This is a genomic window from Nocardioides sp., from assembly GCF_024509035.1.
GTDB lineage: Bacteria > Actinomycetota > Actinomycetes > Propionibacteriales > Nocardioidaceae > Nocardioides.
Genome location: NZ_JANINT010000053.1, coordinates 1 through 14,565 on the forward strand (window position 1 = coordinate 1; position 14,565 = coordinate 14,565).

Sequence of the window (14,565 nt, forward strand, 5' to 3'; positions counted from 1 at the left end):
GGTGCTCGCCGAGCGGGGGTACGCCGGGCTCAGCACCAACCGGGTCGCGGCCACGGCCGGGGTGAGCGTCGGCTCGCTCTACCGCTACTTCGGCGACAAGGACGACCTCGTGCGGGAGCTCCGCGTGCGCAGCACCCAGGACATCCTCGGCGAGCTCACCGCGGCCATGTCCTCGGCGGTCGGCCTGCCCACCCGCGACGCGATCCGCCAGGTGCTCGCGACCCTCGTCGCCGCGCTGCAGCGCCACCGCGCGCTCACCTCGGCCCTGGTCAACGAGGTCCCGTTGGGTGCCCAGAGCAACGTGCTGCCGGAGGTCGAGCAGCAGCTCGCGCAGTTCACCCGGCTGTTCGTCGCGGTCCACGCCCCGCACCTCGAACCGGCCGAGGCCGACGCGCGCATCTACCTCGCGCTGGGCGTCACGCTCAGCACCTGCCTGCGGATCGCGCTCGACCCTCCGCGGGGGATCTCCGAGGAGAGGCTGCTCGACCTCACCGCCGACCTGCTGCACACGGGCCTGGTGCTGCCCTAGAAAGGGGCCCTGCGCTCGGCCGGGCTGTCAGCGCGAGGACTCGTTGCTCTCCTCGGGAGGGTTGTGGCGAGGGGGCGCGAGCGGCCCGGCCGTGCCCTCCTCGGGCTCGCCGCTCTCGCTCGGCGGGTAGCCCCCGGTGGCGTCCTCGGGGGAGATCGGGTCGGGGCTCTCGCCCATCCCCGAGACCTCCGACACCTGGCCGGAGCGGTCCGGGTCCTCGGTCGGGCTCTGCTCTGCGCTCATGCGTCCTCCTCGGTCTGGGCCGACAGTGACCGCAGGTGGTGTCGACCATGCGTCTCAGGCGGTCGAGCCATCGGACCGCCCGAGGTCCACGCGAGGGCCGGAGCCGATCTCGGCCGCGGCTCCGGTGAGGTCGTCCGCGTCGGCACGCACACGCCGAGGAGTGGTTAACAATCGCTAACCGAACGGTTAGGGTGGCCGCCATGAGCGAGTCGACCTACGAGCTGTCCCGCGAGCACGAGGAGTTCCGCCGCAGCGTCCGCGAGTTCGCGGAGGCCGAGATCGGGCCGCACGCCGCGAAGTGGGACCGCGACCACCACTTCCCGGTCGACGTGGTGCGCAAGATGGGCGCGCTCGGGCTCTTCGGGCTCACCTCCCCGGAGGAGTACGGCGGCGCGGGCGAGCACGGCGACTTCACCAGCCTGTGCGTCGCGATCGAGGAGATCGGCCGGGTCGACCAGTCGCTCGGCATCACCCTCGAGGCGGCGGTCGGCCTCGGTATCAACCCGATCCTCACCTACGGCACCGACGAGCAGCGCCGGACGTGGCTGCCCGACCTGGTGGCAGGGGAGCGGCTCGCCGGCTTCGGCCTGACCGAGCCCGGCGCCGGCTCCGACGCGGGCGCCACCAAGACCCGTGCGGTCCTCGAGAACGGTGAGTGGGTGGTCAACGGCGCCAAGCAGTTCATCACCAACTCCGGCTCCGAGATCACCAGTGTGGTCACCGTGACCGCTCGCACCGGCACCCGCGAGAACGGCTCGCCCGAGATCAGCGCGATCATCGTCCCGAGCGGCACCCCCGGGTTCACCGCCGAGAAGGCCTACGACAAGCTCGGCTGGCACGCCTCGGACACCCACCCGCTGGCTCTCGAGGACGTGCGCGTCCCCGAGGCGAACCTGCTCGGCGACCGCGGTCGTGGCTACGCCCAGTTCCTCGCCACCCTCGACGACGGCCGGGTCGCGATCGCCGCCCTCGCCGTCGGCTGCATCCAGGCCTGCCTGGACCTCAGCCTCGAGTACGCCGGCGACCGTCAGACCTTCGGCGGCCCCATCGGCCGCAAGCAGGGCGTGGCCTTCCAGATCGCCGACCTCGAGGTGATGCTGCACGCCAGCCGCCTGCTGACCTACCGCGCCGCCGCGATGAAGGACAGCCAGCGCGACGGCGGCGGCGCCTCGATGAAGGACTTCAAGCAGGCGGCAGCCGTCGCCAAGCTCTACGCCACCGAGTCGGCCGTGACCGCCACCCGGATCGCGACCCAGGTGTTCGGCGGCTACGGATTCATGGAGGAGTACCCGGTCGCCCGGTTCTACCGCGACGCCAAGGTGCTCGAGATCGGCGAGGGCACCAGCGAGGTGCAGCGGATGCTGATCGCGCGCGGGCTCGGCCTGCCGGTCGAGTAACCGCGTCCGGCGCGCGGGTGCCGGCCTTTCCCGTTCGGGCAGATCGACCCGATAGCCTGATGGGCATGGGGAGTCGGTGGCACCGCGTCTTCACCGAGGCCTACCGGTTCCTCGCGGTGGGCGGCATCGCGACGATCGTCGCGTTCGTGATCTTCAACTTCCTCGTGCACGGGTTCAACACCGAGCACAAGGCGCTGCTCGACGGGCATCCCTACCTCGGCTACGTCATCGCCAACACCGTGGGCATGATGGTCAGCTACCGCGGCAGCAAGACGTGGGTGTTCAAGCACCGGCCACCGCGCTCGGCCGACGGCGGGCGTACGGCGTTCATCGCGATCAACCTCGTCACGATGCTGATCCCGATCGCCTGCCTGTGGCTGAGCCGCAACGTCTTCGGCCTCGACGACCCGTGGTCGGACAACGTCTCGGCCAACGTGGTCGGCCTCTTCCTCGGCCTGGTCGCGCGGTTCTACCTGTTCCGCAGGCTCGTCTTCAGGCACCCGGTGCATCTGCCCGACCTCATGCACAACCCGATGCAGGTCTTCGACCTCAGCGAGCTCGTCGAGGAGGAGCCGGTCGCGGTCGAGGTCGTCACGGACGTCCGGAGCCGGCCCACAGGGCCGTCCAGGAGTGACCCAGCTCGGCGACCAGCTCTCTGAGCAGCGGCAGGCTGACGCCGACCACGTTGTGGTGGTCGCCCTCGATGCCGGTCACGAACGCGCCGCCGAGCCCGTCCACGGTGAACGCTCCGGCGACGAGCAGCGGCTCCCCGGTGGCGACGTACGCCGTGATCTCCTCGTCGCTCACGTCGGCGAAGTGCACGGTCGTCGCGGCGGTCGCCGCCGCGACCTGACCCGAGGCGGTGTCGGTGAGGCAGTGCCCGGTGAGCAGGACGCCCGACCGCCCGCGCATCGCGCGCCACCGGTCGACGGCCTCCGCGGGGTCGGCCGGCTTGCCCAGCGCTGCGCCGTCCAGCTCGAGCACGGAGTCGCAGCCCAGGACGAGCGCGTCGGTCGGCAGGTCGTCGCGGGCGGCGACCGCGGCGCTCTTGAGCTCCGCGAGCTGGAGGGCGAGCTCGGCCGGCGGCAGGCCGTCGAGCTGGGACTCGTCGACGCCGGACACGACGACCGTCGGGTCCAGGCCCGCGCTGCGCAAGGTGGCGAGGCGGGCGGGAGAAGCGGAGGCGAGGACGAGGGTCACGCCGGCGATTGAAGCATCTCGAGGTCGGCGCCGAACGCGCAGGCCGTGAGCGGGGCCAGGGGGTCGTCCGGCTCGAGGTGCTCCAGGGCGCGCATCGAGACCATCACGTTGAGCAGCATCCCGTAGGCGATGAAGTCGCGGACCTCCTCGTCGGTCCAGCCGGTGCGCCGGATGGTCGCGAACACCTCGCCCATGCACGAGCGCGCGGCGGCCGCGATCTCGTCGATCCCGCCGGCGGAGAACCCGTGCATCATCACCTGCAAGAAGGCGTGGTCCTGGAGCAGCTCGGTGTACGCCATCGCCATCCGCTCCCGGCCGTCCTCGGTCGTGGGGTCGAACCCCGGGTCGTCGACGACCGCAGCGAAGGCGTCGCGGATCCCGCCCACCGCGCGCTCGAACACCGCGAGGAACAGCTCGAGCTTGGTGCCGAACATCCGCACGACGTACGGCTGGGAGACCCCGGCCTCCTTGGCGACCGCATCCGTGCTGGTGCCGTGGTAGCCGCCGCGCGCGAACGCGCGCGTGGCCGCTTCGAGGATCGCCTCGCGCCGCTCGTCCGCACTCATCCGGGTAGCTCTCGAGGGATTCATGCTTGACAGATTATCAGTCGATTACTTAGCGTCGGCGGCCTAGTAATCATTCAATTACCAACTTGGAGATCCGATGACCCTCCTCGACGTGGCGGCCCCGCCCGCCCCGGCGCGATCACGCCGCGCGCCGGTCTGGCTCGCGATCGTGGCCGCCTCGCTCCCGATGTTCATGGCCACCCTCGACAACCTCGTGATGACGAGCGCGCTGCCGGTCATCCGTGCCGACCTCGGCGCCAGCGTGGGCCAGCTGTCGTGGTTCATGAACGCCTACACGCTCACGTTCGCGACCTTCATGCTGCCGGCGGCGACGCTCGGTGACCGCCTCGGCCGGCGCCGCGTGATGCTCGCCGGGCTGACGATCTTCACGCTGGCCTCCATCGCCTCCGCGACGAGCACGACGTCGGAGGCCCTGATCGCCGCCCGCGCGGTCCAGGGGCTCGGCGCGGCCGCGATCATGCCGCTCTCCTTGACCCTGCTCGCGGCTGCGGTGCCGCCGGCCATGCGCTCGGCCGCGATCGGGATCTGGGGCGGCGTCAGCGGCCTCGGGGTGGCGCTCGGCCCGGTCGTCGGCGGTGCGGTCGTCGAAGGGGTCAGCTGGCAGGCGATCTTCTGGCTCAACGTGCCCGTGGCCGCCGTCGCCGCCCCGCTGCTCGTCGTCGCCGTGCGGGAGTCACGGGGCGCGTGGCAGCGGCTGGACCTCCCGGGTGCGGTGCTGCTCGGCGGCGCGGTGTTCGCCGGCATCTGGGGGATCGTCCACGGCAACGACGACGGGTGGACGGCGCCCGGTGTCCTCGGCCCGCTGGTGGCAGCGGTGCTGCTGGTGCCGGCGTACCTGCTCTGGGCGCGGGGCCGCTCGTACGCCGTGCTGCCGCTGCGCCTGTTCGCGGCGCGCGGGTTCTCGGTGTCCAACGTGATCGCGCTGTTCTTCACCCTCGGGATGTTCGGCACCGTCTTCCTGCTCTCGCAGTACCTCCAGGTGGTGCAGGGCTACAGCCCGCTCGAGGCCGGACTGCGGACGCTGCCGTGGACGGCGGCCCCGATGGTGGTCGCGCCGGTCGCGGGGCTGCTCGCCCCGCGCACCGGGATCCGCGCCCTCCTGCTGACCGGACTGGTGCTCCAGGCCGGCTCCCTGGTGTGGTTCGCCGGGCTCACCGAGAGCGGCGCCGGCTACCCGTCGTTCGTGCCCGCGCTGCTCATGGCCGGCGTGGGGATGGGGCTGACGTTCGCGCCGATGGCGACCGCGGTCCTCGAGGGTCTGCCGGAGGACGACTTCGCCATGGCGAGCTCCGCGAACTCGACGATCCGCGAGTTCGGGGTGGCGCTCGGGATCGCCGTGCTGACCGCGGTCTTCCTCGGCAACGGGGGAGCGATCGAGCCGCTCGGCTACGACGGAGCGATCGGCCCCGCCCTGCTGACCGGCGCCGCGGCGGTGGCGGTCGCGACACTCGCGGCGTGGCTCGCCCCCGGGCGCGAGCGAGGCGGTGCTCCTCGGGCATGATGGCGCGGTGCCTCGCCGCCTCGCGCCGACCCGGCTGCTCGCCCTGTCGCTGGCTGCGGCCTCGCTCGCGCTGACCCTCGTCGGCTGCTCGGGCAGCGACGGTGCCCCTGCCGGGGAGCGGCCCCAGGGCGACCCCGCGGCGACCAACCCGTACGCCGACCGTGCCGGCTACGCCGACCCGGGATCGCGGACGGCCCAGGCCGCGGCCCGCGCGAAGTCCGAGGGGGACGCGGAGGCCGAGCGGGTGTTCTCGCGGCTGGCCACGACGCCCCAGGGCATCTGGCTGACCCCCGAGGAGTACCCCGCCGGCTCGGTCGCCGCCTTCGTCACCACCATCGTCGAGGGCGCCGACGACGCGGACCAGGTGCCGACGTTCGTGGTCTACGGCATCCCCGACCGCGACTGCAGCGGCGGGTTCTCCGGTGGCGGTCTCACCGCGGACCAGTACGGACCCTGGGTGCAGGAGATCGCGGACGCCGTGGACGCCGCCGCGCCGTCGGTGCCGATCGTCGCGGTGGTCGAGCCCGACGCCCTCGCGTCGGCGATCGAGTGCGACCGCCGGGAGGAGCGCGTGCGGCTGGTCGACGACGCGGTGACCCGGCTCGCCGACGCCGGCGTGACGACGTACCTCGACGGCGGCCACTCCCACTGGATCGAGCCGCAGCGGCTGGCGCCGCTGCTGCGCAAGGCGGGCGTGGAGCGGTCGCGCGGCTTCGCCACCAACGTCTCCAACTACCAGACCGACGACGACGAGCGTGCGTACGCCGAGCAGCTCAGCGGCCTGCTCGACGGCGCGCACTACATCATCGACACCGGGCGCAACGGGAACGGCTCGACCGACGAGTGGTGCAACCCGACCGGCCGTGCCTACGGCACCGATCCCGCGCCCGCGCCGCAGGGCGACGCCGAGCACCTGGACGCCTCGGTCTGGGTCAAGCCACCCGGCGAGAGCGACGGGGAGTGTGGCGGCGGTCCGCCCGCCGGCAGGTTCTGGCCCGAGCGCGCGCTGGAGATGTCGATCTCGTCCGGATGGTGAGCGGCGGCCCCGATCTTCGACCGCTCCCCGCGCGTCTGTCGGCCCTGGCGCTCGGGAGCGGCGGTCCGTTGTTAGCATTCGGCCCATGCAGCCGGGCAGCGAATGGGTGGCCGTCATCATCGAAGATGACCCCGATGTCCGCGACCTCATCGACATCGTCCTGACCCAGTCGGGATTCCGCACCGTGGTGACCGAGAACGGTCCCGACGGCGTCGAGGCCGTGCGCCTCCACAACCCGCTGATCACGACGCTCGATGTGAACATGCCCGGCATGGACGGCTTCGCGGTCGCCAAGCGGCTGCGCGAGTTCAGCAACACCTACCTGATCATGATCACGGCGCTCGCCGACGAGATCGATGTGGTGCAGGGCTTCGAGGCCGGCGCCGACGACTACCTCGTCAAGCCGTTCCGCCCCCGCGAGCTGCGGGCCCGGGCCGACTCCATGCTGCGCCGCCCACGCACCCGCTTCGAGGTCCCCGCCGGCTGGGCCGAGGGTGAGGAGCACCCGCACGCCGAGGAGCACCCGCACGAGGAGTCCTGGGCGGCCGCCGCGGCCCGCGACCTCGCCGCCAACCACCCGCTGCAGCCGCTCCACCACGAGCAGCCGCCGGCCACCCAGCCGGTCCAGCAGCCCGCGCCGCAGCCTCAGGCGCCGCAGCCGCCGGTCCAGCAGCCCGCACCGCAGCAGCCCGTCCAGCCGGTGCCCCAGCCCGGCTACCCGCCGCAGCAGTACCCCGACCCGGCCTACCAGCAGCCGGCTCAGCAGTACCCACCGGCCTACCAGCAGCCGCAGGCCGCCCCGGCCTACCAGCAGCCGCAGCCCGGTGTCGTCCAGCCCGCGCCCCACCAGCACGCGGGCGAGGCGCCGGGCGCCCCGCAGCAGCAGGGCGGCTGGATCCGCTTCAACGGGCTCGCGCTCAACAACGAGACCCGGGTGGTCACCGTCAACGGTGGCGCGGTCGACCTGACGCGCACGGAGTTCGACCTGCTCGCCTCGCTGCTCAGCACCGGCCGCCGGGTCCGCAGCAAGGCCGACCTCGTGCTGACGATGCGCGGGCAGCAGTACGTCACGTCGTACTTCGTCAACGAGGCCGACAAGCGCTCGGTCGAGGTGCACATCGCCAACCTGCGGCGCAAGATCGGCGACGACGCCGGCACCCCGCGCTACATCGAGACCGTTCGTGGCGTCGGCTACCGCCTCGCCGAGGCCTCCTGACCGACCTCAGTTCGCGTCGACCGGGATCGACTGGACCTCGGTGGGCTTCTCGCTCGCGAAGATCGCGATCGGGACCTTCTGGCGGATGACCTTCTTGTAGAACTTCGACGACCCGGGGCTCTCCTGGATCCACACGGTCGCCGTGAACAGCAGGTCGATGCCCTTGGTGTCCATCGAGACGGGCTTGATCTTCTGGTTGCGCAGCTCGAAGGCGCCCTTGGGGGAGGTGATGATCATCCCGTACTCGGTCGTCACGGGCTCGGGGTCGAAGGTGACCTTCTTGGCCACCGCGTCGAGCTCGTAGGGGTGCTGGACGGCGCCGCCGTCGGTCGTCTTGGTCTCCGAGGTCACCGTGATGTGGTCGAGGTAGACCTTGCGCTTGGTGGCGAACTTGTCGCGCAGCGAGCGGTCGAGGTCGTAGGCCTGGAAGGTGAACGAGAAGAACTTGTTGCCCTTCGGGTACCACTCGTTGGTGCGCGGCGTGGACTTGGTCGGGTACAGCGTGTAGACGAAGTCCAGCCCGTTGACGTCGATGTGCGACTGGAACGTGCCGTCGCGGGTGAACTGCGAGTCGTACGGCGTCTCCACGGCGGTCGGGGAGGCCGCGGGGGACTCCGCGGGGTCGTTGGAGCTGGTGAGCCCGTCGAAGGCGGAGCAGCCGCTGAGCAGCGCCGCGACGGTGGCGAGACTGGCCACGGCCGGGAAGAGGCGCGAGCGGGTGCGGGACATCGGTACTCCTGGAGGTCGGGGAAGGCGTCGGGCAGAGGGAGGGTCAGGCCTTGAAGCCGCGGTAGCGCTTCATGGACTTGATGATCATCCACGCGGTCTGCAGCACCGTGATGACGCCGAGGATCGGCCAGGCGACCGCGAGGATGTCCGAGCGCAACGGGATCGAGAGCAGCTGGGACCAGATCGCGTAGAACAGGACGAAGACCACCACGAAGGCGACGAACGGGTAGGTCCACGCGATGCCCTTGCCGCGTTCGGCCTTGGCCTGGGCCGCCCAGTTGTCGGTCTGCTGGCGGCTGAAGAACTTCAGCCAGGCGCGGATGAAGTGGCCCATCCGGATCACCATGTAGAGCTCGGCCGGGAACACCAGCAGCGCGAACAGGTAGTCGCGCCGGTTGGCGAACGCCATCGAGCGCGCGACGCGGAAGTTCAGCCACACCGCGGCGAGCGGCGGGATCAGCCACCACGGGCTGAAGACGAACGCCGAGATGTTCAGCGAGCCCGCGAGCAGCAGGATGAACATCGTGCGAGTCGTGATGTTGATGATCATCGACATGTGCTCGAACCAGCGCAGCCGCAGGTTCGGGTGGAAGGGCTGGCCCTTCGTGTCGCCACGCTGTCCGGGCCACATCAGGTCGATCGCGCCGAAGTTCCACTTCACCTGCTGGGCGTCCAGCGAGCGCAGCGTCGTCATGCCGCCGACGTGCGCGCGGGCGCGTGCGCTGATCTTGGTGAGGTAGCCGGCGCTCTTGATCTGCAGCGAGAGCAGGGAGTCCTCGACCTCGCTGTCGTTGACCCACGGCGTGCGCTGGTGGCTGTCGCGCATGACGTCGCGCAGCGCCTGGGTCGAGAAGATCGAGAACTGGCCGCCGAGCACCGCCATGTTGCGGCCCTTGAGCAGGTTCTGCATGTTGAAGGCCGAGAACTGTGCGCGCTGACCCGCGATCAGGAACTTCGCCATCCACCCGTCGAGCGCACTGTCGTCGATCGAGTAGATCGCGGAGATGCCGCCGATGCGGTCGTCGCTGGCGATCTCGTTGACGAGGTGCTCGACGGCGTCCGGCTCGGGGGTGGTGTCGCCGTCCACGCCGAGGAGGTAGTCCATCGTCTCGACGAGGGAGTAGCCGTAGTTGAGGGCGCCGACCTTCTTGTCGGGGTTCTTGCCGATGTCGTGGACGTAGATGACCGTGCTCTGCTCACCGGTGGCGGTCATCCGGGTGTGCGGTCCGGCGTAGTGGCTGGCGATCTCGACGGAGTCGTCGCTGGTGTTGTTGATGACGACGTGGATCGTGTCGGGGATGCGGGTCTGCTGGAGCAGCGAGTCGAGCACGCCGGCGATCGTCTCGGCCTCGTTGTAGGCCGGGATGATGCAGCCGACCGTGGGGCGGTACGTCGGCAGCTCGTCGACCTCGTCGAGGAACTGCGGCTCGTAGGCCGCGAGCCCGGGATCGGCGGTGCGCACGTACGGCGGGGGAGTCCCCGCCGCAGCGACCGGCGGCCCGGCCTCGGGTCCCGGGTCGCCCGGATAGTTGGTGTTCACGCCTCGTCGTCTCCCGTCGCGTGCGGGTCGCCTGCGCGGCCCGCCCGGTCGTCTGGTCACACCAGTCTCGGGAGCCCACCTCAAGACGCCCCACGGTAAACCTCAAAGATTCGCCCAATTCGTGAGCGTAGTGGTCTGGACCAGGCGGACGGGAGATTTCGGTGAAGTCCGTCCCCGGCTGGCCGGGAGGCGGTGCGGGGGTCCTCGGAGGGGGTGGGACGGACGGTCAGCGCGGGAGCGCGCTCGCCCGCCAGCCTCCGGGGCCGTGGGGAAGCGTGCGACGTACCTTGCGGTGGTGCGCCGCCCACGCGGGCGCCGGACGCCGGGTCGGCGGCTCGTCGGTGCGCAGCGCGGCGAACACCGCGACCAGCGCGGCCACCTCCTCCGGCGTCGCGTCACCCTTCACCACGCGGAGCAGGGGTGGCTGCTGGACGGGGTCGGGGCCGGCGTCGGTGTGGGTGGTTGCGGTGGGCTCGGTGCTTGCGGTGGTCTCGTTCATTTCCTCGCTCACCGTCGTCTCTCGTCGTGCTGTTCGCCGTGGTGGCGCATGTCCAGCTGCTCGGGGGGCGCTTCGCTGCCCCCGCTCACAGCGGGATGTTGCCGTGCTTCTTGGCGGGCAGGCTCTCCCGCTTGGAGCGCAGGAGGCGCAGGGCGCGGACGATCTCGAGGCGGGTCTCGTGGGGGGCGATGACCGCGTCGATGTAGCCGCGCTCGGCCGCGATGTAGGGGTTGGCGAGCGTCGTCTCGTACTCGTCGATCAGCTCGGCGCGGCGCGACTCGACGTCGCCGCCCTCGGCCTCGATCGCCGCGAGCTCCTTGCGGTAGACGATGTTCGCGGCGCCCTGGGCACCCATCACCGCGATCTGGGCGGTCGGCCACGCGACGTTGATGTCGGCACCGAGGTGCTTGGAGCCCATCACGTCGTAGGCGCCGCCGTAGGCCTTGCGGGTGATCACGGTGATCAGCGGGACGGTGGCCTCGGCGTAGGCGTAGATCAGCTTGGCGCCGCGGCGGATGATGCCGTTCCACTCCTGGTCGGTGCCGGGCAGGAAGCCCGGGACGTCGACGAACGTCAGCACGGGGATGTTGAAGGCGTCGCAGAAGCGGACGAACCGGGCGGCCTTCTCGGAGGCGTCGATGTCGAGGGTGCCCGCGAACTGCATCGGCTGGTTGGCCACGACGCCCACCGACTGGCCCTCGACCCGACCGAAGCCGACGATGATGTTGGGCGCGAACAGCTCCTGGACCTCGAGGAAGTCCTCGTCGTCGAGCGAGGCCCGGATGACGTCGTGCATGTCGTAGGGCTGGTTCGGCGAGTCGGGGATGATCGTGTCGAGGCTGCGGTCGAGGTCGGTGAACTCCTCGATCGCTGCGTCGTCGTACGACGGGACCTCGTCGAGGTTGTTCTGCGGCAGGTAGGACAGCAGCGCCTTGACGTACTCGATCGCGTCCTCCTCGTCCGAGCCCATGTAGTGGGCGTTGCCGGACTTGGAGTTGTGGGTGCGGGCGCCGCCGAGGTCCTCCATCGAGACGTCCTCGCCGGTGACGGTCTTGATGACGTCGGGGCCGGTGATGAACATGTTCGAGGTGCCGTCGACCATGATCGTGAAGTCGGTGACGGCGGGGGAGTAGACGTGGCCGCCGGCACAGGAGCCCATGATCAGGCTGATCTGCGGGATCACGCCCGAGGCGTGCACGTTGCGCTTGAAGATCTCGCCGTACAGACCGAGCGAGACGACGCCCTCCTGGATGCGCGCGCCGGCGCCCTCGTTGATGCCGATGATCGGGCAGCCGGTCTTGATCGCCAGGTCCATCACCTTGGTGATCTTCTCGCCGTAGACCTCGCCCAGCGAGCCGCCGAACACCGTGAAGTCCTGGGAGAACACGCACACCTGGCGCCCGGCGATCGTGCCGTAGCCGGTCACGACGCCGTCGCCGTAGGGCCGGTTCTTCTCCAGGCCGAACGCGGTGGAGCGGTGCCGGGCGAGCTCGTCGAGCTCGACGAACGAGCCCTCGTCGAAGAGCATCGCGATCCGCTCGCGGGCGGTCTTGCGGCCCTTGGCGTGCTGCTTCTCCACCGCCTTCGCCGAGCCCGCGTGCACGGCCTCGTCGAGCCGCCGGTCGAGATCGGCGAGCTTGCCGGCCGTCGTGTGGATGTCGGGCCGGTCGGCGGTCGGCTCTGCCATCTGCTCTGCCATTGCTGGGGGCTCCTCGTTGGCGGGTGGTTGGGCCGTGGGTCAATGTAGTGCCCGTGACCCCAGACCCGGTGCGACGCTCATCACTCGATCCACGACCGCTCGCCGATCTCGCCCCCGACCTGGTGGTCGAGGTGCTGGAGACCGCGACCTCGACCAACGCGGTGGCCGCCGAGCGCGCCCGGGCCGGCGCTGACGAGGGGCTGGTGGTCGTGGCCGAGCACCAGACGGCGGGCCGGGGCCGCCTGGACCGCTCCTGGGAGACCCCGGCCCGGTCGTCGCTGACGTTCTCGCTGCTGACCCGGCCCTCGGTGCCCGCGGCCGACTGGCCGTGGCTGCCGCTGCTCACGGGCTACACGGTGGCCAAGACCCTGCGGGCGCAGGGCTACGACGCGGACGTCAAGTGGCCCAACGACGTGCTGATCGGCGACCGCAAGCTCGTCGGCATCCTCGTCGAACGGGTCGAGACCCCGGCCGGGGCCGCGGCGATCCTGGGGGTGGGCCTCAACGTCGACCTCACCACCGAGGAGCTGCCGGTGCCGACAGCCACCTCCCTGGCCCTCGAGTCCCCGGCCGGCGCGGCCCCCGACCGGACCCGCCTGCTCGTCGAGCTGCTGCGCTCGCTGCGCGAGGCCTACGACGCCTGGCAGGCGGGCGGCGCCGATGCCGTGGCGCGGCTGCACGCGTCGTACGCCGCCGCGTGCGTCACCGTCGGGCGCGAGGTGCGGGTCGACCTGCCGGGTGGCCGGGAGCTGACCGGCAGGGCCACGGCGGTCGACGAGGCCGGCCGGCTCGTGGTGCTCGCCGACGACGGCGAGTCCGTGGTCGGGGCAGGTGACGTAGTCCACGTGCGGGCCCGCGAACAGTGACATGATCGGCCCGTGGCCATCTCCAGCAAGCTGCTCAACGAGGGTGAGACCGTCGTCGTCGACACCCGCACGCACATCAAGGCGCTGCTGCTGCCCCTGCTGATCCTCGTGGTCCTGCTCGCGGTCGGCACCTTCGCCCAGGTCACGTGGGACCAGACGGTCGCCTTTGTCGTGTGGGCGGTGGTCGCGGTCGGCATCGTCTGGTACGTCCTGCGTCCCGCGCTGATCTGGGCGACGTCCAGCTACACGTTCACCAACCGGCGGCTCATCACCCGCAGCGGCATCCTGGTGCGCCGCGGCCACGACATGCCGCTCGCCCGGATCAGCGACATCGCCTACGAGTTCGGGCTGATCGACCGGATGCTCGGCTGCGGCACGCTGATCATCTCCGACGCCAGCGAGTACGGGCAGATCAAGCTGCACGACATCCCGCGCGTCGAGGAGACCCAGCGCAAGGTCAACGCGATGCTGCACCCCTCGGCGGGTCATGACGGAACCTGACGGCACAGGGGCCGGCCCCGGCGCCGATCCCGGCCCCAGCTCCGAGGACCTCGAGCGGGCGATCCTCGGCGAGAACCCGGTCTTCAACGCCCACGAGGTCGCGGCGCGCACCGGCGTGACCGTCGCCGAGGCGCGCCGGCTCTGGCGCGCCCTGGGCTTTCCCGAGCACGGCCTCGAGACCGCGTTCACCGACGCGGACGCGGAGGCGCTCTCGACGCTGCTCGGCGTCGTCGAGTCCGGCGCCATCGACTTCGACATGGCCGTCAACCTCACCCGGGCGGTCGGCCAGACCATGGCGCGCCTCGCCGACTGGGAGGTCGCGACCCTCGTCCACCGGGTCGAGGAGCTCGAGTCCGGTGATGCGGCCACCGGCAGCCGCACCGGGTCGGCGATCCGGCTGATCGACGAGATCAACCAACCCTTCGAGGAGCTGCTCGTCTACGTCTGGCGCCGCCACCTCGCCGCCGCGGTGGCGCGCGTCGAGGCGCTGCGCGCCAACGAGGAGGACCTCAACACCGTCCAGCTCACGGTCGGGTTCGCCGACATCGTGAGCTTCACGGCACTCTCCAATCGGCTCAGCGAGGAGCGCATCGGTGACCTCGTGGAGCTCTTCGAGTCCCGCTGCGCCGACGTGGTCGCCTCCCAGCGGGGTCGGGTGATCAAGAGCATCGGCGACTCCGTGCTGTTCGTGAACGACGACCCGGTCCGCGCCTACGACACCGCCGAGGGGATCATCAGCGTGGTCGGCCGCGACTCGCGGATGCCCGACGTACGCCTCGGCCTGGCCAGCGGCTCGGTCGTGATGCGCCTCGGCGACGTCTTCGGCCCCCCGGTCAACCTGGCCGCCCGCCTGACGGCGGTCGCGCGGCGCAACCGGATCATCATCGACGCCGCCACCGCCCAGCTGCTGCCGGCCGACGAGTTCGAGACGAGGCCGCTGCCGGCGCGCCCGGTGCGCGGGTTCGGGATCGTCGAGCCGGTCGCCGTACGCCGCTCCTGACCGCGTCTCGCGGCCGCGGGGT

The 14,565-nt window shown here is 71.1% G+C and carries 16 protein-coding genes; 9 read left to right on the plus strand and 7 right to left on the minus strand.

Annotated features, from left to right (window positions below; translation table 11 throughout):
• Window positions 1–529, plus strand: a 529-nt coding sequence (locus Q0L15_RS04495; RefSeq protein WP_296602540.1) for a TetR/AcrR family transcriptional regulator, incomplete at its 5' end; no start/stop codon positions are given.
• A gap of 27 nt (window positions 530–556) precedes the next feature.
• Here the strand turns inward: Q0L15_RS04495 and Q0L15_RS04500 are convergent.
• Entirely contained in the window at window positions 557–772 is a 216-nt protein-coding gene (locus Q0L15_RS04500) for a hypothetical protein (protein ID WP_296602542.1), read from the minus strand.
• Between the two features lie 200 nt (window positions 773–972).
• Between Q0L15_RS04500 and Q0L15_RS04505 the strand changes: the two genes are divergently transcribed.
• Together Q0L15_RS04505 and Q0L15_RS04510 are read left to right on the plus strand one after the other, a co-directional pair.
• Window positions 973–2,169 (plus strand): acyl-CoA dehydrogenase family protein, encoded by a 1,197-nt coding sequence (locus Q0L15_RS04505; RefSeq protein ID WP_296602543.1) that lies wholly within the window; start codon window positions 973–975, stop codon window positions 2,167–2,169.
• A 65-nt stretch (window positions 2,170–2,234) separates the two neighbouring features.
• A complete protein-coding gene (locus tag Q0L15_RS04510; protein WP_296602545.1) occupies window positions 2,235–2,828 on the plus strand; it encodes a GtrA family protein in 594 nt (197 codons plus the stop codon).
• Here Q0L15_RS04510 and Q0L15_RS04515 read toward each other — a convergent pair.
• Together Q0L15_RS04515 and Q0L15_RS04520 are read right to left on the minus strand one after the other, a co-directional pair.
• Window positions 2,761–3,369 carry a nucleoside triphosphate pyrophosphatase gene (locus Q0L15_RS04515; RefSeq protein WP_296602547.1) on the minus strand — a complete coding sequence of 203 codons (609 nt, stop codon included), beginning with the start codon at window positions 3,367–3,369 and terminating at the stop codon, window positions 2,761–2,763. The two genes, Q0L15_RS04510 and Q0L15_RS04515, sit on opposite strands and share 68 nt — an antisense overlap.
• Complete coding sequence (locus Q0L15_RS04520) at window positions 3,366–3,935, minus strand: TetR/AcrR family transcriptional regulator (RefSeq protein WP_296602548.1); 570 nt, start codon at window positions 3,933–3,935, stop codon at window positions 3,366–3,368. The genes Q0L15_RS04515 and Q0L15_RS04520 overlap by 4 nt, the downstream gene beginning before the upstream one ends.
• A 97-nt stretch (window positions 3,936–4,032) precedes the next feature.
• Between Q0L15_RS04520 and Q0L15_RS04525 the strand changes: the two genes are divergently transcribed.
• From Q0L15_RS04525 to Q0L15_RS04535, 3 genes are all read left to right on the plus strand, one after another.
• The gene (locus Q0L15_RS04525) at window positions 4,033–5,457 is read left to right on the plus strand and encodes an MFS transporter (protein WP_296602549.1); all 1,425 of its coding nucleotides are present in this window, start codon (window positions 4,033–4,035) and stop codon (window positions 5,455–5,457) included.
• A gap of 7 nt (window positions 5,458–5,464) precedes the next feature.
• Complete coding sequence (locus Q0L15_RS04530; protein WP_296602551.1) at window positions 5,465–6,493, plus strand: glycoside hydrolase family 6 protein; 1,029 nt, start codon at window positions 5,465–5,467, stop codon at window positions 6,491–6,493.
• An 85-nt stretch (window positions 6,494–6,578) separates the two neighbouring features.
• Window positions 6,579–7,709: a response regulator gene (locus Q0L15_RS04535; RefSeq protein WP_296602553.1), complete on the plus strand. Its 1,131-nt coding sequence runs from the start codon at window positions 6,579–6,581 to the stop codon at window positions 7,707–7,709.
• A gap of 6 nt (window positions 7,710–7,715) precedes the next feature.
• Here the strand turns inward: Q0L15_RS04535 and Q0L15_RS04540 are convergent, their stop codons facing one another.
• The 4 genes from Q0L15_RS04540 to Q0L15_RS04555 form a co-directional block, all read right to left on the minus strand.
• The gene (locus tag Q0L15_RS04540) at window positions 7,716–8,438 is read right to left on the minus strand and encodes a hypothetical protein (protein WP_296602554.1); all 723 of its coding nucleotides are present in this window, start codon (window positions 8,436–8,438) and stop codon (window positions 7,716–7,718) included.
• 43 nt (window positions 8,439–8,481) lie between these two features.
• Window positions 8,482–9,978 (minus strand): glycosyltransferase, encoded by a 1,497-nt coding sequence (locus Q0L15_RS04545; protein ID WP_296602555.1) that lies wholly within the window; start codon window positions 9,976–9,978, stop codon window positions 8,482–8,484.
• A gap of 226 nt (window positions 9,979–10,204) precedes the next feature.
• A complete protein-coding gene (locus Q0L15_RS04550; RefSeq protein ID WP_296602556.1) occupies window positions 10,205–10,489 on the minus strand; it encodes an acyl-CoA carboxylase subunit epsilon in 285 nt (94 codons plus the stop codon).
• 73 nt (window positions 10,490–10,562) lie between these two features.
• Window positions 10,563–12,176 (minus strand): acyl-CoA carboxylase subunit beta, encoded by a 1,614-nt coding sequence (locus Q0L15_RS04555; protein WP_296602557.1) that lies wholly within the window; start codon window positions 12,174–12,176, stop codon window positions 10,563–10,565.
• A 68-nt stretch (window positions 12,177–12,244) separates the two neighbouring features.
• Between Q0L15_RS04555 and Q0L15_RS04560 the strand changes: the two genes are divergently transcribed.
• From Q0L15_RS04560 to Q0L15_RS04570, 3 genes are read left to right on the plus strand one after another with little or no spacing between them, the layout of a single operon-like run.
• The gene (locus tag Q0L15_RS04560; protein ID WP_296602558.1) at window positions 12,245–13,042 is read left to right on the plus strand and encodes a biotin--[acetyl-CoA-carboxylase] ligase; all 798 of its coding nucleotides are present in this window, start codon (window positions 12,245–12,247) and stop codon (window positions 13,040–13,042) included.
• Between the two features lie 12 nt (window positions 13,043–13,054).
• Window positions 13,055–13,543, plus strand: a complete 489-nt coding sequence (locus tag Q0L15_RS04565; RefSeq protein ID WP_296602559.1) for a PH domain-containing protein — start codon at window positions 13,055–13,057, stop codon at window positions 13,541–13,543.
• A complete protein-coding gene (locus Q0L15_RS04570; RefSeq protein ID WP_296602560.1) occupies window positions 13,530–14,543 on the plus strand; it encodes an adenylate/guanylate cyclase domain-containing protein in 1,014 nt (337 codons plus the stop codon). The genes Q0L15_RS04565 and Q0L15_RS04570 overlap by 14 nt, the downstream gene beginning before the upstream one ends.
• Window positions 14,544–14,565: the final 22 nt, after the last annotated feature.